The organism is Kitasatospora sp. NPDC001540 (assembly GCF_042894345.1).
Lineage (GTDB): Bacteria > Actinomycetota > Actinomycetes > Streptomycetales > Streptomycetaceae > Kitasatospora > Kitasatospora phosalacinea_C.
The window spans coordinates 77,718-97,965 of the sequence record NZ_JBIAVO010000031.1 but is presented as its reverse complement, the minus strand read 5'-3'; the positions used below and the strand labels follow the sequence as shown (position 1 = coordinate 97,965).

The following is a 20,248-nucleotide window of genomic DNA, read 5'->3' as shown; positions in this document are numbered from 1 at the left end:
ACCCCGACGAGATCGCCGAGGCCGGGGATGTCAACATATCTGGCGTTGACTTTTGGCACGCTGTTGAGTTCTCAAGGAACGGACGCTTCCTTCGAGCCGCATCCCTGCGGACCCTCCGGGCGCTTCGTTCTTTCGTGTTTCCAGCTTATCAGATCCGAGCTTGTGCTCTTTCCCGACTCGCTTTCGTCTTCCGCGCCCTGACGGCCCGTCCGACGTTTCAAACTCTAGCCGATCCCCGCTCCGGAAAGCGAATCGGCCGCAATCTCCGGAAAACCGCACAGCGGAATACGAACGGGGACGCGAAAAGGACGCGACCCGTCACGGATCAGCTCACTGGTTTTCCAAGGGATTGGCCGCCCCGGGACCGTCCACACAGATGCGTGTCCGGTGCTCCCTGCCGAGCGACCAGTCAACACTACGCCGACTGGCGAACGGATGCAAACGCGCGCCCCGCCACGCGTCGAGGGTCTCCGGCGCCAGGCCTGAACTGCCGGAAGGCCGACCCCCACCAGGGGCCGGCCTTCCGGGGTGCGCCGTGACGCGGTGGGCTGTTCAGCTGTTGGTGGGGAAGCCCAGGTTGATGCCGCCGTGCGAGGGGTCGAGCCAGCGCTGGGTGACGGCCTTGCCGCGGGTGAAGAACTGGACGCCGTCGGGGCCGTAGGCGTGGGTGTCGCCGAACAGCGAGGCCTTCCAGCCGCCGAAGGAGTAGTAGGCGACCGGGACGGGGATCGGCACGTTGATGCCGACCATGCCGACCTCGACCTCGTTCTGGAAGCGCCGGGCCGCGCCGCCGTCGTTGGTGAAGATGGCGGTGCCGTTGCCGTACGGGTTGGCGTTGATGAGCTCCAGGCCCTCGTCGTAGGAGGGGACCCGGACGACCGACAGGATCGGGCCGAAGATCTCGTCGTTGTAGACGGACATGCCCGGCTTGACGTGGTCGAACAGGGTCGGGCCGAGCCAGAAGCCGTCGGTGGTGGGGGCGCCGGTGGCGTCCTCGGCGGCGATGGCGTGCTTGCGGCCGTCCACGGCGAGCTCCGCGCCGTCGGCGATGCCGGACTCGACGTAGGAGGTGACCTTGTCGCGGTGCTGGCCGGTGACCAGCGGGCCCATCTCGGAGTCGCCGTTGCAGCCGGGGCCGACCTTGAGGGTGGCCATCCGCTCCTTGATCTTGGCGACCAGCTCGTCGCCGATCGGGTCGACGGCGACCAGGACGGAGACGGCCATGCAGCGCTCGCCCGCCGCGCCGAAGCCGGCGTTGATGGCGGCGTCGGCGGCGAGGTCGAGGTCGGCGTCGGGGAGGACCAGCATGTGGTTCTTGGCGCCGCCGAGGGCCTGCACGCGCTTGCCGTAGCGGGTGCCGGTCTCGTACACGTAGCGGGCGATGGGGGTGGAACCGACGAAGGAGACCGACTTGACGTCGGGGTGCTCCAGCAGGCGGTCGACGGCGGCCTTGTCGCCGTGGACGACGTTGAAGACGCCGTCGGGGAGGCCGGCCTCCTTCCACAGCTCGGCGATGAAGTTGGCGGCGGACGGGTCCTTCTCGGAGGGCTTGAGCACGACCGTGTTGCCGGCCGCGATCGCGATCGGGAAGAACCACATCGGCACCATGGCCGGGAAGTTGAACGGCGAGATGATGGCGACCGGGCCGAGCGGCTGGCGGATCGAGTAGACGTCGACGCCGGTGGAGGCCTGCTCGGTGAAGCCACCCTTGATCAGCTGCGGGATGCCGCAGGCGTACTCGACGACCTCCTGGCCGCGGGCGAGCTCGCCGAGGGCGTCGGAGTGCACCTTGCCGTGCTCGGAGACGATGATCGCGGCGAGTTCGTCCTTGCGGGCGTTGAACAGCTCGCGGAAGTTGAACAGCACCTGGGTGCGCTTGGCGATCGAGGCCTTGCGCCAGCTGGTGAACGCCTGGGCGGCGGCGGCGACCGCCTGATCGACCTCGGCGATCTCGGCGAAGTCCACCTGACCGGTGACCTGGCCGGTGGCCGGGTCGTGGATGTCGCCGCGGCGGGGCGCGGTTCCGGCGGTGGCGACGTACTGGCCGCCGATCCAGTGGGTGATGTGCTTGCTGCTCAAGGGTCTCTGCCTCCGATGTCCACGGATGTCCCGCGCTCGTTCTCCAGTCTGCGCGGGGCGGCGGGCCCGCTCAACGAGCACCCTGACGGGGAAGCGCGATTCACCCTTACAGGTCGTCGGAGCGGTCCAGGTAGGGGTCGTGCAGGCCGTCGGCGAGTTCGGTGGTCTCCAGCAGGTCGAGGCGCAGGTCCTGGGCCCAGTCCTCGGCCCACTTCACGGTGTCGACCGCCTCGGCGCCGTCGGCGGAGAGCAGGGCGGCGGCGCTCTCCAGCCGGTCGGCGAGCGTGCGGGGGCTGAAGTCCTCGTCGAACGCGCCCGCCAGGGCGAGGAGTTCGCCTTCGCGCCGCCGGTCGGTGAGGGCGCGCAGCGCCTGCAGGTCGGCGGGCAGGGCGCGTTCGCAGAGGGTGAGCACGGCGAGGGCGGCGGCGTCGTCCAGCGCGGCGACGGGGACGGGGGCGGGAACGGAAACGAGGGCGGGGAGGGTCGGCGGGTGGCGCAGCGGTTCGCGGCGCAGTTCGATGCCGAGCGGTGGCTCCCCGGCGAGGCTGTCGAGGGACGCCTCGCCGGTGCTGACGGCGAGTTGGTGGCGGCGGGCCGTGCCGGGCGGTTCCTCGACGCGGTGCCCGGCGGCGCGCAGGGTTTCGGCGAGTCCGGTGGCGAGTTCGGCCAGCGGCGGGCCCTCGGCGGTGACCAGCAACAGGTCGGTGCCGCGGACGGGCGCGGCCAGGCCGTGCAGGCGCAGCGCGTCGGGGCCGGCCAGCGCGAGGGCCTGTTCCAGACAGTACGGCCGGGCGTCGGCGAGCAGCGCGGCGCGCCGGGCGGGCAGCGCATCGACGCCGCGGTCGAGGCCGCGGCCGTTCCCCGGGGCGGCCGGGACGTCCCCGCTCTCCCCGACGCTCCCGGCGTCGACGTCCTCCACGCCGTTCACGGTGCTCACGTCGTCCATGGGGACAGTCTGTCCCGTCCGGCGCCGTCTAGTGCGGTCGGTGCAGGTGGGCGGCGGCGTCGTGGAGGGCGAGTTCGAGGGCGCGGGGGTCGACGAGCCGTCCGTCGGGGTGCGGGGGGACGAGCCAGTGCGGACCGCGGGCGGTGGGGCGGGTGGGGTGCGGGACGGCGATCCAGGTGCCGTGGCCGGAGCCGCGGATGCCGGTGCCGGTCCAGCGTTCGGCGGTGCCGACGGGGACGAGGAAGCCGACGGTGTCGCCGTCGGGGTCCTCCAGGACGGGACCGCCGCCGGGCCGGTCGAGCAGCGCGGCGGCGGGACGGCCGAGCGGGCCGGGGGCGTGCAGGACGTCCCAGCGGTGTCCGGCGGGGAGCAGGGCGAGGCCGAAGCGGGTGCGCTCCCAGGTGCGGCGGCAGGCGTCGGGGTCGGGGGCGGCGGCGGCCAGCCAGTGCAGGGCGCTGGGATGGCGGGTGGTGCTCACGTGCGGTTCCTCGTCTCTCCCGGGCGGGGCAACGGGCGGCGGGCGGGGTGCCTGCTGCCGTCACCCGGGAGAGCGGGGTACCGGGGTTCTCTTACACGGATCGCGGGGCGTCCGGGGCGGGGCTCCCGGTCAGCGGTCGCCGAAGATCGTCCGGTGCCAGTCCTTGCGGGCGACCGCGGTGGTGTCGAACATGACGTGCTTGACCTGGGTGTACTCGTCGAGCGAGTACTGCGACATGTCCTTGCCGTAGCCGGAGGCCTTGTACCCGCCGTGCGGCATCTCGCTGATGATCGGGATGTGGTCGTTCACCCAGACGCAGCCGGCCGCGATCTCGCGGGTGGCGCGCAGCGAGCGGTGCACGTCGCGGGTCCAGGCGGAGGCGGCGAGGCCGTAGGGGGTGTCGTTGGCGAGCCGCAGGCCCTCCTCGTCGCTGTCGAAGGGCAGCACGACGAGCACCGGGCCGAAGATCTCGCCCTGGACGACCTCGCTGTCCTGGGCGGCGCCGGTGATCAGGGTGGGGCGGTGGTAGGCGCCGAGCGCGAGGTCGGTGCCGTCGTGGCCCTTGCCGGTGGCGGCGCCGCCGGTGACGACGGTGGCGTAGGAGCGGGCGCGCTCGACGAAGCCGGCGACCCGGTCGCGGTGGGTGAAGGAGACCAGCGGGCCCATGTCGGTGTGCGGGTTCAACGGGTCGCCGAGCCGGATGCCCTCGTACAGCTCGGCGACGCCGGCCACGAAGGCGTCGTACAGCGGGCGCTGGACGTAGGCGCGGGTGGCGGCGGTGCAGTCCTGGCCGCTGTTGATCAGGGAGGCGGCGACGGCGCCGTGCACGGCGGCGTCGAGGTCGGCGTCGTCGAAGACCACGAAGGGGGCCTTGCCGCCGAGTTCGAGGTGGGTGCGCTTGACGGTGGCGGTGGCGATCTCGGCGACGCGCTTGCCGACGGCGGTGGAGCCGGTGAAGGACACCATGGCGACGTCGGGGTGGCCGATCAGGTGCTCGCCCGCGGTCCGTCCGGCGCCGGTGACGACGTTGACGACGCCGTCGGGGATGCCCGCGGCGGTGCAGGCGCGGGCGAACATCAGCGAGGTCAGCGGGGTGATCTCGGCGGGCTTGAGGACGATGGCGTTGCCCGCGGCGATCGCCGGGAGGATCTTCCAGGCGGCCATCTGCAGCGGGTAGTTCCAGGGCGCGATGCTGCCGATCACGCCGACCGCCTCGCGGCGCACGTACGAGGTGTGGTCGCCGCTGTACTCCCCGGCGGCCTTGCCCTCCAGGTTGCGGGCGGCCCCGGCGAAGAAGGCGGTGTTGTCGACGGTGCCGGGGACGTCGAACTCGGTGGAGAGCTTGATCGGCTTGCCGGTCTGCGCGGTCTCGACCCGGGCGAAGTCCTCGGCGTGCTCGGCGAGGATCCCGGCGAGGCGGTTCAGCGCGTCGGAGCGGGCGCCGGGGGTGGCGCCGGACCACTCGGGGAGGGCGGCGCGGGCGGCCGCGACGGCGGCGTCGACGTCGGCGGTGGTGGCGAGCTCGACCTGCTGGACGGTGGCGCCGTCGGCGGGGTTGACCACGGCGAAGGGTTCACCGCCGGAGCTCCGGGCCGGGCGGCCCGCGATGTGTTGCGCGCCCTCGTTGAAGCTGGTCAGGTCCATGAGCTGCCTCCATTGCCTACTCGACCCGGCCGACGATGCCTCGGTTCGGGTGCCCGGGGCAAGCATCACTCAGCAACGGCCCGGCCGAAGGGCCTTACATGCTGCAAGGCCGTGTCCGGGTGACAGGGCGTCGCCGTCGAGCATGATTGTCCTGACACCCTGCGAACCCCCTGGAGGTATCCCCGATGCTCCCCACCGTCGCCCGCGTGCTCGACCTCGACGTGATGCGGCGCGGTCTGCCCCAGGTGGTGGCCGGGGCCGGGGCGCTGGAGCGCCCGGTGCGCTGGGTGCACGTGAGCGAGCTGCCGGACGTGGCAGGGGTGCTGCGCGGCGGCGAGCTGGTGCTGTCGACGGGCATCGCGCTGCCGGAGGACCGGGACGGGTTGGCCCGGTACGTGCGGGAGCTGGCCGAGGTCGGGGTGGCGGGGCTGGTGATCGAGTTCGGCCGCCGGTACTTCGACTCGCTGCCGCGGGCGCTGGTGGCGGCGGCGGAGCGGCACGGCCTGCCGCTGGTGGTGCTGCGCCGGGAGCTGAAGTTCGTCGCGGTGACCGAGGCGGTGCACGCGCTGGTGGTGAACGCGCAGCTGGAGCAGTTGCGGGTGTCCGAGGCGGTGCACCAGGTGTTCAACGAGCTGGCGACGGAGGGCGCGGAGCCCGCCGAGGTGGTGCGGCAGGTGGCCCGGATGGCGGGGGCGCCGGTGGTGCTGGAGAACCTGGCGCACCAGGTGCTGGCGCACGACCCGGCGGGGCGCGGCGAGCAGGAGCTGCTGGAGAACTGGGAGCACCGCTCGCGCGGCGTGCACCCGCCGGGCCGCACCGGCCACGACCCGCGCTCGGGCTGGCTGGTGACCACGGTGGGCGCGCGCGGCCAGGACTGGGGGCGGCTGGTGCTGGTGGACGATCCGGTGCCGCTGCCGCCGGACGTACCGCACCCGCACGCGATGCTGCTGGAGCGCGGCGCGGCGACGCTGGCGCTGAACCGGCTGGTGGTGCGCGACCGGGAGTCGCTGGAGCGGCAGACCCACCGCACCCTGCTGTCGGGCATCCTGACGCACGCGCTGACGGTCTCCGAGGTGGCGTTGCGCGCGCAGGCGCTGGGCGTGCCGCTGGAGGGGCGCCGCCTGGTGGGCGTGGTGCTGCGCCGCCGGGAGGGGCCGCTGCCCGCGGCGCTGGAGGCGCAGGCCCGGCTGCGGGACTTCACCGAGCTGGCGGCGACCGCGATCCGCAACGCGCGGCTGTCGGCGCTGGTGGGCGCGCTGGACGACGAGGGGGTGGGCCTGCTGGTGGCGCTCGGCTCGCAGCAGGACGAGCACGCCTCGCTGGAGGCCTTCGCGGCGGCGCTGCGCCGGCTCTCCGCGGAGGCGGGCCGGGACGGTTCGGCGGACGGGCCGGTGATAGCGGTCGGTTCCTCGGTGGGTTCGGTCCGGGACGCCCGGCGCACCCTGCTGGAGGCCACCCAGGTCGCGGACGCGGCCCTGCACGACGCGCCGGGCGGCCGGGCCGCGTACTACCGCCTGCCGGACGTCCGGCTGCGCGGCCTGCTGCACCTGCTGCGCGATGACGAGCGCCTGCAGACGTACGTGGAACGGGAGTTGGGGCCGCTGCTGGCGTACGACGCGGAGCACGGCGGGCAGTTGGTGCAGATGCTGCGGATCTACCTGGAGCAGGGCCGCAACAAGTCGGCGGCGGCCGACGCCGCGCACCTGTCGCGTCCGTCCTTCTACGACCGGCTGCACAAGGTGGAGCGGATCCTGGGCGTGGACCTGGACCAGGTGGAGTCCTGCCTGTCGCTGCACGTGGCGCTGCTGGCGCTGGACGCGGTGCGCCGCTGACCTCCCGGTCGGCGGCGCACCGCGGGGTCAGCGCGGGCCGAGGGCGACCAGCGCGGCGAGGTCGCTCTCGTAGACCTCCAGCGCGAGCAGCGAGCCGTCCGCGAAGTGCAGGTCGACCCGGGAGGAGATCCAGGTGTGCCGGGGCTCGACCCGCCTCAGGTGGGCGTAGGGCAGTTCGCCCAGGACGCGGACGGCCCGCCGGTCGGCGGGGGTGTTGTCGCCGCTGCCGGCCAGCAGGATCCGCCGGTCGGTGAAGAGCAGCAGCACGTCGTCGTTCTCGTAGTCGTTGTCGGCGCCGCGCACCGCGCGGGCGAACCGTCCGGCCTGGCTCTCCCAGCCGCCGGTGAGGCCCCGTCCGCGGAAGAGCCTGCGGAGGCTGCGGATCAGCCCCCAGGTGCAGTCCTCCAGCAGGTCGGCGAGGTACTCGGCGAGGTTGACGAACACGAACAGGCAGCCGAACGCGGCCTCGGCGGCCCGCCCGGAGCGCTCGTTGCGGTAGCGCCGGGGCGGGCGGCGGACCAGGTCGCACAGGTCGGCGTCGACGACGCCGCGCGGCTGCTCGCCGGGCGGCAGCAGGTGCGCGACCTCCGGCAGGCGCTGGGCCCCGGGCAGTGGCGGGGCGCCGTACGGGGGGTGGTGGGGGTGGCTCATCCGAAGGCCTCCTCGACCCGGTTGCGCGGCACCCGGTACGGGGCACCCTCGGGCGGGCCGTCGAGCGCTCCGGCGACGGTGTCCAGGCCCTGGTCGGTGAGCAGGTTGTCGGTGAGGACGCCGGTGAAGTCCCCGGCGCCGATGGCCGCGCCCAGGCCGGTCTTGACGCCGCCCTTGACGGCGCCGAAGCCCTTCCCGAGGACCTGGGCGGTGGCGAACTCGCCGAGGTTCTCCGCCGAGGGGCTGCGGACCAGGTCCCAGCCCGACTTGAGCCGGTTGCCCCTGCCGCCGAGCTTGCGGACGGCCTTGGCGGCCGCGCGGGCCTTCTTGATCGACCCGAGGGTGCGGGCCGCCTTCATCGCCTTGATCGCCTCGTGCAGCTCCTTGAGCGCCTTCTCCAGCTTGAGCGAGACCTGGCCCACCCGGGCGATGTAGACGGCGATCTCGCCCTCGACGATGAGGGCCTCGGCGGCGGTGGCGAGGCCCAGGGTGAGGATGTCGACCACGAGCCCGGCGGCCAGCGTGATGATCAGGGTCTCGATCGCCTCGCGGATGATCTCGATGATCAGCTGTTCGGCGAGCTGGCACTCGGCGGCGGCCTGGCTGATGATCTGCGCGACCTGCGCCATGTCCGCGGCGGTGGCGTCGATCGCCTCGACGACGGTGGTCATGTGGGCGCCGAACGCCGCCGAGGCCGCGCCCTCCCAGGCCGCGTCGACCCCGGTTCCGGCCGAGCGCAGCTCCTCGGCGACCTCCTGCATGGCCTTCGCCTGGGCCTGCCACTCGTGCGCGGCGGCGGTCAGCGCCTGCAGGTTGCCGGTGACCTCCTCCAGCTTGTCCATCAGCCCGGTGGCGTCGAGCGCCGCCTTGACGACGGAGTCGAGACCGGCGTCGAGCCCCTCGCTGACGGGGTTCTCGAAGCTGGGCAGCGGCGGCAGCTGTTCGGTGACCCGGTCGCGGGTCCACCTGTACGCGTCGACGGCGTCGCCGAACGAACCGGGGGCCAGGGTGCTCATCGGCCGCCCCCGTACACCTCGGCGGTGTCCTGCTCGTTGGTCTCGTAGTTGTCCACCGTGGCCCGCAGACCCCCGCCGGTCGCGTCGAGCAGGTCGATCAGGTCGGCGAAGTTCTCCCGCTCGGCGTCGGCGTGCTCCTGGTAGGAGTCGTACAGCTCGCCCGAGCCCGGCAGTTTGCCGAAGTCCTCGGACGAGAGCCGGACGCCCGCCAGGGCCGAGCGGATCTGCGCGATCCGTTCGGCCTGGGCGTCGAGAACGGCGGCGTACGCCGTGAGCGCTTCGGGTTCGACCCGAAACCCCGTGTCCCCCATGGTTGTTCCTTTGCTCTCCCGGTCAGGTCGATCATCGTACTGATGGGATTGGCAAAGACATCACGGGGCCCCGGGCGGATCGCCCGGGGCCCCGTGGAGAAAAGGTGAAGGATCGTCAGACGGTGTGCGCGTCGGTGAGGGTGAGCACCTCGTCCAGCACCGCGAGACCGGTCTTGGCCTCCTCCGCGGTGATGGTGCACGGCGGCACCACGTGGAAGCGGTTCATGTTGGTGAACGGCCACAGGCCGCGCTGCTTGCAGGCCGCCGCGAGCTGCGCCATCGGCGCGTTGTCGGCACCGGCCGCGTTGTAGGGGACCAGCGGCTCGCGGGTCTCCCGGTTCTTCACCAGGTCCAGCGCCCAGAACACGCCCAGGCCGCGCACCTCGCCGACCGAGGGGTGCCGCTCCGCCAGCTCGCGCAGGCCGGGGCCGAGCACGGTCTCGCCGATCAGCTTCGCGTTCTCCACGATGCCCTCCTCGGCCATCGCGTTGATCGTCGCCACCGCGGAGGCGCAGGCCAGCGGGTGCCCCGAGTAGGTCAGGCCGCCCGGGAACGCCTTCTGCGCGAAGGTCTCCGCGATCGCCCCGGAGATCGCCACGCCGCCCAGCGGCAGGTAGCCGGAGTTGACGCCCTTGGCGAAGGTCAGCAGGTCCGGGGTGATCCCCCAGTGGTCGGCGGCGAACCACGCGCCGGTGCGGCCGAACCCGGCCATCACCTCGTCCAGGATGAACACGATCCCGTACCGGTCGCAGATCTCCCGCACGCCCGCCAGGTACCCGGCCGGCGGCACCAGGATGCCCGCGGTGCCGACCACGGTCTCCAGGATGATCGCCGCGACGGTGCCCGGACCCTCGAACGCGAGGGTCTGCTCCAGGTGCGCGAGCGCGCGCTCGCACTCCTGCGCCTCGTTCTCGGCGTGGAAGTTCGAGCGGTACGGGTACGGGCCCCAGAAGTGCACGATGCCCGAGACGCCCGCCTCGTTCGCCCAGCGGCGCGGGTCGCCGGTCAGGGCGATCGCGTTGGCGGTGGCGCCGTGGTACGAGCGGTAGGTGGAGAGCACCTTGTGCCGACCGGTGTGCAGCCGGGCCATCCGGATCGCGTTCTCGTTCGCCTCGGCGCCGCCGTTGGTGAAGAAGATCTTGTCCAGGTCGCCGGGGGTGCGCTCGGCGATCAGCCGGGCGGCCTCGCTGCGCGACTCCTCGGCGAAGCCCGGCGCGATGGTGCACAGCTGCGCGGCCTTCGCCTGGATCGCCGCGACCACCTTCGGGTGCTGGTGGCCGATGTTGGTGTTCACCAGCTGCGAGGAGAAGTCCAGGTAGCGGTTGCCGTCGTAGTCCCAGAAGTAGGAGCCCTCGGCACCGGCCACCGCGAGGGGGTCGATCAGTGCCTGGGCGGACCACGAGTGGAAGACGTGCGCGCGGTCGGCGGCCTTGACGGCCTGCCCGGCGACCGAGTCAGCGGTGGGAGTGCTCATGCGACCAGCGTAGGGAGCCCGCCCCGCCCGGGGCAGTTTCATCCTGTCACGCGCGTCGCGGAACGCCCTGACAGTCTGACAAACGCCAGGGGCGCGAGGAGAACTCCCCACGCCCCGGCGAACGTCCCACGACCCGCTGGATCGCGGTCGTACCGCGCCCAACGGTCACGACCCGCTAGATCGCGGTCATACTGCGCCCAACGGTCACGACCCGCTAGATCGCGGTCATACTGCGCCCAACGGTCACGACCCGCTAGATCGCGGTCATGACGTGCTTGATCCGGGTGTAGTCCTCGAACCCGTACGAGGACAGGTCCTTGCCGTAGCCGGACTTCTTGAAGCCGCCGTGCGGCATCTCGGCGACCAGCGGGATGTGGGTGTTGATCCACACGCAGCCGAAGTCGAGCCGGCGGGACATCCGCATCGCGCGGGCGTGGTCCTTGGTCCACACCGAGGAGGCGAGCGCGTACTCGACGCCGTTCGCGTACTCGACGGCCTGGTCCTCGTCGGTGAACTTCTGCACGGTGATGACCGGGCCGAAGACCTCGTTCTGGATGATCTCGTCGTCCTGCCGCAGGCCGGAGACCACGGTCGCCGCCCAGAAGTAGCCCTTGTCGCCGACCCGGTGGCCGCCGGCCTCGACCTTGGCGTGCGCGGGCAGGCGCTCGATGAAGCCGGCCACCTGCTGGAGCTGGTTGGCGTTGTTGAGCGGGCCGTAGAGCACGTCCTCGTCGTCCACGCCGCCGGTCTTGGTGTCGGCGGCGGCCTTGGCCAGTGCCTCGACGAAGGCGTCGTGGATCGACTCGTGCACCAGGACGCGGGTGGCGGCGGTGCAGTCCTGGCCGGCGTTGAAGTAGCCCGCCACCGAGATGCCCTCGACGGCCTCGGCGATGTCGGCGTCCTCGAAGACCACGACCGGGGCCTTGCCGCCGAGCTCCAGGTGGACGCGCTTGACGTCCTTCGCGGCGGACTCGGCGACCTGCATGCCGGCCCGGACCGAGCCGGTGATGGAGGCCATCGCGGGGGTGCGGTGCTCGACCATCAGGCGGCCGGTCTCGCGGTCGCCGCAGATCACGTTGAAGATGCCGGCCGGCAGCTCCATGTCCTTCAGCACGCCGCCGATGATCTCGGCCAGCAGCACGGTGGAGGCGGGGGTGGTGTCGGAGGGCTTGAGCACCACCGCGTTGCCCGCGGCGATCGCCGGGGCGAACTTCCACACCGCCATCATCATCGGGTAGTTCCACGGCGCGACCTGCGCGCAGACGCCGACCGGCTCGCGGCGGACGATGGAGGTCAGCCCGTCCATGTACTCGCCCGCGGCCTTGCCCTCCAGCAGGCGGGCGGCGCCGGCGAAGAAGCGCAGCTGGTCGACCATCGGGCCGATCTCCTCGGAGAGGGTCAGCGCGCGCGGCTTGCCGGTGTTGCGGACCTCCGCGTCCACGATCTCGTCGGCCCGGGCCTCGACCGCGTCGGCGACCTTGAGCAGCAGCTTCTGCCGGGTGGAGGGGGTGGAGTCCCGCCAGACCGGGAACGCCGCGGCGGCGGCCGCCATCGCGGCGTCCACGTCGGCCGCGCCGGAGAGCGGGGAAGTCGCGTAGACCTCGCCCGTGGTCGGGTCGACGACGTCGAGCGTGCGGCCGTCCGCCGCGTCGACGAACTCGCCGTTGATGTAGTTGCGCAGCGTACGAAGCTCGCTCACGGTCTCTCCTCGGTCTGGGCCTGCGACGTTGCAGCCCCGGGCGTCAGGTTACTCCGGGGTCCGGGTCACCACGGCATGTCAGCGACAAGCCACGATCGGCGGTGTGCAGGCTCGCGCATGTACGTAGCCAGGGTACCCAGATCCCTGCCGTTATCGACAGGCGTCCACGCGAAGAGCCACGCATTCCGTTCCCGATCTTCGAAACAGCGACGAAATCAGCAGCAGGGCGGCTTGCGATTCCGACGCCCGTCGGGCACAGTGGCGGCGTGGCCAACCGTGACCGGAACGCCAGCGTTCCCCTCGACGCCGCCTCCAAGGCGATCATCGAGCAGCTCCAGGAGGACGGGCGCCGTCCGTACGCCGCCATCGGCAAGGCCGTGGGCCTGTCCGAGGCGGCCGTCCGGCAGCGCGTCCAGAAGCTGCTCGACCAAGGCGTGATGCAGATCGTCGCCGTGACCGACCCCCTCACCGTCGGGTTCACCCGCCAGGCGATGGTGGGCATCCGCGTGGAGGGCGACATCGAGCCGGTCGCCGACGCGCTGGCCGCCTTCGACGAGGTCGACTACGTGGTCTGCACCGCGGGTTCGTTCGACCTCCTCGCCGAGCTGGTGTGCGAGGACGACGAGCACCTTCTCGAACTGATCAACAAGCGCATCCGCTCGCTTCCCGGCGTGCGGAGCACCGAGAGCTTCGTTTACCTGAAGCTCCGGAAACAGACCTACACCTGGGGCACCCGATGACAGCCGACCCGGCCCAGAAGGACCTTTCCAAGACCGCCTACGACCACCTGTGGATGCACTTCACCCGCATGTCGTCGTACGAGAACTCCCCCGTGCCGACGATCGTCAAGGGCGAGGGCACCTACGTCTGGGACGACAAGGGCCGCAAGTACCTCGACGGCCTGGCCGGCCTGTTCGTGGTGCAGGCGGGCCACGGCCGCGAGGAACTCGCCGAGGCCGCCGCCAAGCAGGCCAAGGAGCTCGCCTTCTTCCCGGTGTGGAGCTACGCCCACCCGAAGGCCGTCGAGCTGGCCGAGCGCCTGGCGAACTACGCTCCGGGCGACCTGAACAAGGTCTTCTTCTCCACCGGTGGCGGCGAGGCCGTCGAGACCGCCTGGAAGCTGGCCAAGCAGTACTTCAAGCTGACCGGCAAGCCGACCAAGTACAAGGTCATCTCCCGCGCCGTCGCCTACCACGGCACCCCGCAGGGCGCGCTGTCGATCACCGGCCTGCCGGGCCTGAAGGCCCCGTTCGAGCCGCTGGTGCCGGGCACCCACAAGGCCCCGAACACCAACATCTACCGCGCCCCGGCCTTCCTGGCCGGCCCCGACGGCACCGTCGACCCGGAGGCCTACGGCCGCTGGGCCGCCGACGAGATCGAGCAGGCCATCCTCTTCGAGGGCCCCGAGACCGTCGCCGCCGTCTTCGTCGAGCCGGTGCAGAACGCCGGCGGCTGCTTCCCGCCGCCGCCCGGGTACTTCCAGCGCCTGCGCGAGATCTGCGACCGCCACGACGTGCTGCTGGTCTCGGACGAGGTCATCTGCGCCTTCGGCCGCCTCGGCACCATGTTCGGCGCCGACAAGTTCGGCTACGTGCCGGACATGATCACCTGCGCCAAGGGCATGACCTCGGGCTACTCCCCGATCGGCGCCACGATCATCTCGGACCGCATCGCCGAGCCGTTCTACAAGGGCGACAACACCTTCCTGCACGGCTACACCTTCGGCGGCCACCCGGTGTCCTCCGCGGTGGCGCTGGCCAACCTCGACATCTTCGAGCGCGAGGGCCTGAACCAGCACGTCCTCGACAACGAGTCGAAGTTCCTGGCCACCCTGAACAAGCTGCGCGACCTGCCGATCGTCGGCGACGTCCGCGGCAACGGGTACTTCTACGGCATCGAGCTCGTCAAGGACAAGGTCACCAAGGAGTCGTTCAACGACGACGAGGTCGAGCGCGTCCTGTACGGCTTCCTGTCCAAGGCGCTGTTCGACAACGGCCTGTACTGCCGCGCCGACGACCGCGGCGACCCGGTCGTGCAGCTGGCCCCGCCGCTGATCTCCGACCAGTCGACCTTCGACGAGATCGAGCAGATCCTGCGGACCAGCCTCTCCGACGCGTGGCAGAAGATCTGATCCTCCTTCCCCACCCTCCACCGAAGGGCGGCCCCGGCTCCTCACCGCCGGGCCGCCCTTCGGCGTTCCCCGCGCGGCCCCGCCGGAACGGACCCGCCGGAACGGGCCCGCACGGACCCGCGAGGTGAATCTGCGGGCCAACACGCCGCTTTCGGGGTGATTCCTCCCTGTTCGGAGCAGTGCGCCGTACCCGCGCGACCGCCCGATCGTTCTAATCTGACGACTGTCATATCCCCGTCGGCACCTGGATGGATCTCATGTCAGCGGCCCCGCCCGACAACGACGTGCTCTGGGCCCGAGGGATCGTCAAGTCCCACCACGGCACCCCCGCCCTGCGCGGAGTCTCGCTGGGCGTCCGCGAGGGCGAGATGCTCGCCGTCACCGGTCCGCGCGGCTCCGGCAAGTCCACCCTGCTCGGCTGCCTGTCCGCGCAGCTCCCGGTCGACGAGGGCGAGGTCTGGTTCCACAGCTCCCCCGTGCACACCCTGGGCCGGGCCGGACGCGAGAAGCTGCGCCGCGAGCGCTTCGGCTACGTCGGCCCCGAGCCGCACCTGGTGCCGGAACTGACGGCCCGGGAGAACGTCGCCCTGCCGCTGCTGCTGGCCGGTGCCGGGCACCGGGCCGCCCACCGGGCCGCGGGCGAGTGGCTGGAGCGCCTGGACGTCGCCGACTGCGCCAAGCTGCGGCCCGCCGACCTGCAGCAGGACCGGCGCCAGCGGATCGCCGTCGCCCGCGCCCTCGCCCCCGAACCGCCGGTCGTCTTCGCCGACGACCCCACCGCCCCGCTGCACCGCGACGCCCGCGAACAGGTCCTGCGGATACTGGCCAGCGCCGCCCGCTCGCACGGGCTGACCCTCGTCCTGGCCACCCACGACGCGGCGCTCGCCCGCTTCGCCGACCGCACCGTCCACCTGGTCGACGGCCGGATCGCGCCCGAACCCGCCGCCGCCGTCGCCGCCGGGCACTGAGAGGGCCACCGTGTACTACCTCAGACTCGCCCGCGGCTACCGCGCCCTCGACCTCGCCCGCTGGCTGCTCAGCGCGACCGCCGCCGCCGTGGTCGCCGCCTTCCTGCTGCGCGCCCTCGGCCGCGCCCTGCACGGCACCGGGGGCAACCTGGAGCGGCTGCTCTGGTGCCTGCCGCCGCTCGCCGCGGTCGCCTGGTTCGCCGCCGTCACGGCCCGCGCCGTCCCCGCCCAGCACCCCGAGCGGATCACCGGCCTCACCGCGGCCGGTGCCGGGCCGACCCGGATCCGGCTGCTCGTCGCGGGCGAGATCGCGCTCGCCTGCGCGCTCGGCTCCGCGTTCACCCTGCTGCTGTTCCTGATCCTGCGCAACGACATCGCCGGGCCCTCGCTCGCCCCCGACCTCGGCATGGGCGTCCCGCTGCCCGCCGCCGCCCCGGTCACCCTGCTCGCGGTCCTCCCGCTGGTCGCCGGGGTCTCCGCGGCCTGCGCGGTCCGCCTCCCCGAGCGCCTCCCCGGCCGCCCCGCCGAACCCGCCGTCCCCCGGTACGGCGCCCTGCGCCTGCTGCTGCCCGCACCCGTCCTGCTCGCCGGGCTCGGCCTCGAACTGTACGGACTGCGCCCCGACGCGACCGACGCCGAACGCACCCTCGCCCTCCCCGCCGGACTGCCCGCCACCAGCCCCGCGCTGCTCACCGGCTGGACGCTCACCGCCCTCGCCCTCGCCCTGTGGACCGGCCCGCTGCTCGCCCTGGCCGGCCGGCTGCTCGCCCTGCGCAGCCCCGCGCCGCTGCGCCTGCTGGCCGGCCGCGGCCTCACCGCCCAGGCCCGCCGCCTCGGCGCGCCGCTGGCCGTGCTCGCCGCGGTCGCCGCGCTGCTGCTGGTCGCCTGGCGCAACCGGGCCCGGGCGGGCGGCGACGTCCCCGCCCTGACCCTGGTCGAGGGCGCCCTCGTCCTCGCCTGCGCCCTCGCCGCCCTCGCCGCCCGCCTGCACGAGCTGCGCGCCGACCGCCGCCCCGCCCTCGACGCCCTCGACCGCCTCGGCACCCCGCCCGGCCTGCTCACCGGCACCGCCGCCCTGCGCACCCTCGCCGCGGGCACCGTCGTGCTGCTGACCGGCGGGCTGACCGTGCTGCTCTGCCCGCTGCTGTAGCTGCTGCAGCGGCTGTAGCGGCTGCAGAACGCACCGGGGCCCGGGAGGAACGCGTCCTCCCGGGCCCTTCCCGCGCCCTGCTCAGCCCGCAGCGGCCAGCTGGCCGCAGGCGCCGTCGATCTCCTGGCCGCGGGTGTCGCGGACGGTGGTCGGCACGCCGTGGGCCTGCAGGCGGCGGACGAACTCGCGCTCGTCCTCGGGCCGGGAGGCCGTCCACTTCGAACCCGGGGTCGGGTTGAGCGGGATCAGGTTCACGTGCACCCGGCGGTTCTTGATCAGGCGGCCGAGCAGGTCCGCGCGCCACGCCTGGTCGTTGATGTCCTTGATCAGCGCGTACTCGATGGACACCCGGCGACCGGACTTCTCCGCGTAGTTCCACGCGGCGTCCAGCACCTCGTCGACCTTCCAGCGGGTGTTGACCGGCACCAGCTCGTCGCGCAGCTCGTCGTCCGGGGCGTGCAGCGACAGCGCGAGGCGGCAGCTCAGGCCCTCGTCCGCGAAGCGGTGCATCGCCGGGACGAGGCCGACGGTGGAGACGGTGATGCCGCGCTGCGAGAGGCCGAAGCCGTCCGGGGACGGGTCGGTCAGGCGGCGGATCGCCGACAGCACCCGGTTGTAGTTGGCCAGCGGCTCGCCCATGCCCATGAACACCACGTTCGACAGCCGGGCCTCGCCGCCGGGGACGGCCCCGGACTTCAGGTCGCGCATCCCGGCCGCGATCTGCTCGACGATCTCCCCGGTGGAGAGGTTCCGGGTCAGCCCCGCCTGGCCGGTCGCGCAGAACGGGCAGTTCATGCCGCAGCCCGCCTGCGAGCTGATGCACATCGTGACGCGGTCCGGGTAGCGCATCAGCACCGACTCGACCAGCGTGCCGTCGAACAGCTTCCACAGCGTCTTGCGGGTGGCGTCGTCGTCGCAGGAGACGTGTCGCACCACGGACATCAGCTCGGGCAGCAGCGCCTCGGTCAGCTTCGCCCGGCTCGCCGCCGGGATGTCCGTCCAGGTCTCCGGGTCCGCGGACATCCGGCCGAAGTAGTGGTTCGACAACTGCTTCGCGCGGAACGGCTGTTCGCCCAGCTCGGCGACGGCCTCCTTGCGCTCGGCAGGGCTGAGGTCGGCGAGGTGTCGCGGGGGCTTGGCGCCTCGCGGCGCGACAAAGGTCAGTTCTCCGGGCTTAGGCATGGTTGTTCCAGTGTCGCAGATGCCGGACGGCCCCCGGACGCGGTGGCGTCGCGGGGGCCGTCCGGTCCGGGCGGGCGGCGGGGCTCAGCTGCCGACGAAGACGGCGAGCAGCAGCCAGACCACGGGGGCGGTGGGCAGCAGGGAGTCCAGCCGGTCCATGATGCCGCCGTGGCCGGGGAGCAGGGTGCCCATGTCCTTGATGCCGAGGTCGCGCTTGATCATCGACTCGGCGAGGTCGCCGAGGGTCGCGGTGACGGCCGCGCAGCCGCCCAGGATCAGGCCCTGCCACCAGGTGCCGTCGTCGATCAGGTACTGCATCAGCAGGGCGCCCGCGATCATCGACAGGCCGATGCCGCCCGCCAGGCCCTCGCGGGTCTTGCCGGGGCTGATGGTCGGCGCGAGCTTGTTGCGGCCGAACTTGTAGCCGACGGCGTACGCGCCGGTGTCGGAGCAGATGGTGACGACCAGGAACAGCAGGATCCGCCAGGCGCCGTCCTCGGCGGCCAGCATCAGGGCGACGAAGGTGGCCAGGAACGGGACGTAGAAGGCGGTGAAGACGCCCGCCGTTATGTCGCGCAGGTAGTTCTCGGGCGGGGTGGACATCCGGGCGACCATCATCGCCAGGCCGGTCACGGCGAGGATCGCGGCGGCCCACTGGCCGCCCTCGAAGTAGCCGGTGACGACCATGCCGACGCCGCCGACCAGCAGCGGGACCTGCGGGACGCGGACCTCCTTGCGCTCGGCGAGCCGGCTGGTCAGCTCCCAGATGCCGACGGCCACGGCGGCCGCCACGACCGCCATGAAGACCGCCTTGACCACGAACAGCGAGGCCGCGACCACCGCTCCGAGTCCGACGCCCACGCCTATCGCGGCGGGCAGGTTGCGGCCGCCGCGCGGCTTGCGGGGCTGCTGGTCGGTCTGGGCCACGGAGGTCTCCTGGGCGGGGGGCATGATCTGAGTCTGTGCCGCGCCGCCCCCTCGCCATGCCGGGGGCCGCCGCGCGTGACCCGTTTGGTGTCGGCCGGGTCGGGCCGCCGGTGCCGTCCCGTGCGGAGCGGGTTCGGGCCCGGGTGGAGCCGCGCCCCGGGCCGGGCGGTCGGGCCGCCGGTCCGGGGCGTTGCGCGCAGGGGTCCGGATCAGACCTCCAGCAGCTCGGCTTCCTTGTGCTTGAGCAGCTCGTCGATCTGCGCCACGAACTTGGCGGTCAGGTCGTCGAGCTCCTTCTCGCCGCGGCGCCCGTCGTCCTCACCGATCTCCTTGTCCTTGACCAGCTTGTCGATCGCGTCCTTGGCCTTGCGGCGGATGGAACGGACCGAGACCTTGGCGTCCTCGCCCTTGCCGCGGGCCTGCTTGATGTACTCGCGGCGGCGCTCCTCGGTGAGCTGCGGGAGCACCACCCGGATGACGGAGCCGTCGTTCGACGGGTTGACGCCCAGGTCCGAGTCGCGGATCGCGGTCTCGATGGCCTTGAGCGCGGTCTTGTCGAACGGGGTGACCATGGCCATCCGCGGCTCCGGCACGGAGAACGAGGCCAGCTGGTTGATCGGCGTCAGGGCACCGTAGTACTCCGCGACGATCTTGGCGAACATCGCCGGGTGCGCGCGCCCGGTGCGGATGGCCGCGAGGTCGTCCTTGGCGACGCCGACGGCCTTCTCCATCTTCTCCTCGGCCTCGAGGAGGGTCTCATCGATCACTGTCTGCTCCCTGTCCGGTTCATCTGCTGTTGTCCCGTCCCGGTGCCCCGGACGGCTGGTGCTGCTCGGAGTCCCGACGCCTAGGCCCGGGCGGAGTCCTCGCTGATGAGTGTGCCGATCTTCTCACCCTTGACCGCGCGGGCGATATTGCCCTCGGCGAGCAGCTCGAAGACCAGGATCGGCAGTCCGTTGTCCTTGCACAGGGTGATCGCGGTCAGGTCGGCGACCTTGAGGTCGCGGGAGATCACCTCGGTGTAGTCCAGCGCGTCGAACCGGACCGCGGCCGGGTTGGTGCGCGGGTCGGAGTCGTAGACGCCGTCGACGCCGTTCTTGCCCATCAGCAGGACGTCGGCGTGGATCTCCAGGGCGCGCTGCACGGCGGTGGTGTCGGTGGAGAAGTACGGCATGCCCATGCCCGCGCCGAAGATCACCACGCGGCCCTTCTCCAGGTGCCGGATGGCGCGCAGCGGCAGGTACGGCTCGGCGACCTGGCCCATGGTGATGGCGGTCTGCACGCGGGTCTCCATGCCCTCCTTGATCAGGAAGTCCTGGAGCGCCAGGCAGTTCATCACGGTGCCGAGCATGCCCATGTAGTCGGAGCGGGCCCGGTCCATGCCGCGCTGCTGGAGTTCGGCGCCGCGGAAGAAGTTGCCGCCGCCGATCACGATGGCGACCTCCGTCCCGGCCCGGACCACCGTGGCGATCTCGCGGGCGATGGCGTGCACCACGTCCGGGTCGACGCCGAGGCCGCCTCCGCCGGCGAACGCTTCGCCGGACAGCTTGAGCAGTACCCGGCGGCGTGCACCGCCCGGCGCGGTCTCCTGCGTCTCCTGCATGGACTTTCTCCTTCTCCGCCTGCTGGTCAGCAGATCTGCAAAGTGCTGGTCACGGCGCCGGGCGTGCGGACCCGGTGCCGTGTACACGAGAGGAGGCCACTGCCGCGGGAACCGGTACGGTCTCCTGCACGGCAATGGCCTCCTCGTCGTTCATGGT

18 protein-coding genes are annotated in these 20,248 nt (G+C 72.3%); 5 read left to right on the top strand and 13 right to left on the bottom strand.

The features are described from left to right. Positions 1-552: 552 nt before the first annotated feature. From ACFY00_RS29205 to ACFY00_RS29190, 4 genes are all read right to left on the bottom strand, one after another. Entirely contained in the window at positions 553-2,079 is a 1,527-nt protein-coding gene (locus ACFY00_RS29205) for a CoA-acylating methylmalonate-semialdehyde dehydrogenase (protein WP_388034701.1), read from the bottom strand. Positions 2,080-2,185: 106 nt separating this feature from the next. Further along, entirely contained in the window at positions 2,186-3,025 is an 840-nt protein-coding gene (locus tag ACFY00_RS29200; protein ID WP_388034699.1) for a hypothetical protein, read from the bottom strand. A 28-nt stretch (positions 3,026-3,053) separates the two neighbouring features. Then, entirely contained in the window at positions 3,054-3,503 is a 450-nt protein-coding gene (locus tag ACFY00_RS29195; RefSeq protein WP_388034698.1) for a hypothetical protein, read from the bottom strand. A gap of 129 nt (positions 3,504-3,632) precedes the next feature. Then, on the bottom strand, positions 3,633-5,147 hold the full coding sequence (locus ACFY00_RS29190) for a gamma-aminobutyraldehyde dehydrogenase (RefSeq protein ID WP_388034696.1): 1,515 nt from the start codon (positions 5,145-5,147) through the stop codon (positions 3,633-3,635). Between the two features lie 185 nt (positions 5,148-5,332). Here ACFY00_RS29190 and ACFY00_RS29185 point away from each other — a divergent pair, with 185 nt between their 5' ends. Next, entirely contained in the window at positions 5,333-6,979 is a 1,647-nt protein-coding gene (locus ACFY00_RS29185; RefSeq protein ID WP_388034694.1) for a PucR family transcriptional regulator, read from the top strand. A gap of 27 nt (positions 6,980-7,006) precedes the next feature. Here ACFY00_RS29185 and ACFY00_RS29180 read toward each other — a convergent pair whose 3' ends face one another. The 5 genes from ACFY00_RS29180 to ACFY00_RS29160 form a co-directional block, all read right to left on the bottom strand. After that, positions 7,007-7,630, bottom strand: coding sequence for a hypothetical protein (locus ACFY00_RS29180; protein WP_388034692.1), 624 nt, complete (start codon positions 7,628-7,630; stop codon positions 7,007-7,009). Continuing rightward, on the bottom strand, positions 7,627-8,646 hold the full coding sequence (locus ACFY00_RS29175) for a hypothetical protein (RefSeq protein ID WP_388034690.1): 1,020 nt from the start codon (positions 8,644-8,646) through the stop codon (positions 7,627-7,629). The genes ACFY00_RS29180 and ACFY00_RS29175 overlap by 4 nt, the downstream gene beginning before the upstream one ends. Continuing rightward, a complete protein-coding gene (locus tag ACFY00_RS29170) occupies positions 8,643-8,957 on the bottom strand; it encodes a WXG100 family type VII secretion target (RefSeq protein ID WP_388034687.1) in 315 nt (104 codons plus the stop codon). Before ACFY00_RS29170 ends, ACFY00_RS29175 begins: the two co-directional genes overlap by 4 nt. Before the next feature lie 115 nt (positions 8,958-9,072). Then, the gene (locus ACFY00_RS29165; RefSeq protein WP_388034685.1) at positions 9,073-10,431 is read right to left on the bottom strand and encodes an aspartate aminotransferase family protein; all 1,359 of its coding nucleotides are present in this window, start codon (positions 10,429-10,431) and stop codon (positions 9,073-9,075) included. Between the two features lie 253 nt (positions 10,432-10,684). Further along, positions 10,685-12,130 carry a gamma-aminobutyraldehyde dehydrogenase gene (locus tag ACFY00_RS29160; protein ID WP_388034682.1) on the bottom strand — a complete coding sequence of 482 codons (1,446 nt, stop codon included), beginning with the start codon at positions 12,128-12,130 and terminating at the stop codon, positions 10,685-10,687. A 266-nt stretch (positions 12,131-12,396) separates the two neighbouring features. On the opposite strand from ACFY00_RS29160, the gene ACFY00_RS29155 reads away from it, so the two are divergent. The 4 genes from ACFY00_RS29155 (at position 12,397) to ACFY00_RS29140 (ending at position 16,379) form a co-directional block, all read left to right on the top strand. Further along, the gene (locus tag ACFY00_RS29155; protein WP_014138339.1) at positions 12,397-12,870 is read left to right on the top strand and encodes an Lrp/AsnC family transcriptional regulator; all 474 of its coding nucleotides are present in this window, start codon (positions 12,397-12,399) and stop codon (positions 12,868-12,870) included. Continuing rightward, on the top strand, positions 12,867-14,261 hold the full coding sequence (locus tag ACFY00_RS29150; RefSeq protein ID WP_014138338.1) for an aspartate aminotransferase family protein: 1,395 nt from the start codon (positions 12,867-12,869) through the stop codon (positions 14,259-14,261). The genes ACFY00_RS29155 and ACFY00_RS29150 overlap by 4 nt, the downstream gene beginning before the upstream one ends. Before the next feature lie 257 nt (positions 14,262-14,518). Next, entirely contained in the window at positions 14,519-15,229 is a 711-nt protein-coding gene (locus ACFY00_RS29145; protein ID WP_388034678.1) for an ABC transporter ATP-binding protein, read from the top strand. A 10-nt stretch (positions 15,230-15,239) separates the two neighbouring features. Then, the gene (locus tag ACFY00_RS29140; protein ID WP_388034675.1) at positions 15,240-16,379 is read left to right on the top strand and encodes a hypothetical protein; all 1,140 of its coding nucleotides are present in this window, start codon (positions 15,240-15,242) and stop codon (positions 16,377-16,379) included. Positions 16,380-16,460: 81 nt separating this feature from the next. On the opposite strand, the gene rlmN is transcribed toward ACFY00_RS29140, so the two are convergent. From rlmN to pyrH, 4 genes are all read right to left on the bottom strand, one after another. After that, a complete protein-coding gene (rlmN, locus tag ACFY00_RS29135; RefSeq protein WP_388034673.1) occupies positions 16,461-17,561 on the bottom strand; it encodes a 23S rRNA (adenine(2503)-C(2))-methyltransferase RlmN in 1,101 nt (366 codons plus the stop codon). A gap of 84 nt (positions 17,562-17,645) precedes the next feature. Then, the gene (locus ACFY00_RS29130; protein WP_388034710.1) at positions 17,646-18,701 is read right to left on the bottom strand and encodes a phosphatidate cytidylyltransferase; all 1,056 of its coding nucleotides are present in this window, start codon (positions 18,699-18,701) and stop codon (positions 17,646-17,648) included. Continuing rightward, positions 18,698-19,255 carry a ribosome recycling factor gene (gene frr / locus ACFY00_RS29125; protein ID WP_014138333.1) on the bottom strand — a complete coding sequence of 186 codons (558 nt, stop codon included), beginning with the start codon at positions 19,253-19,255 and terminating at the stop codon, positions 18,698-18,700. Before frr ends, ACFY00_RS29130 begins: the two co-directional genes overlap by 4 nt. Before the next feature lie 80 nt (positions 19,256-19,335). Next, the gene (gene pyrH / locus ACFY00_RS29120) at positions 19,336-20,091 is read right to left on the bottom strand and encodes a UMP kinase (protein ID WP_033215167.1); all 756 of its coding nucleotides are present in this window, start codon (positions 20,089-20,091) and stop codon (positions 19,336-19,338) included. Between the last annotated feature and the right edge of the window lie 157 nt (positions 20,092-20,248).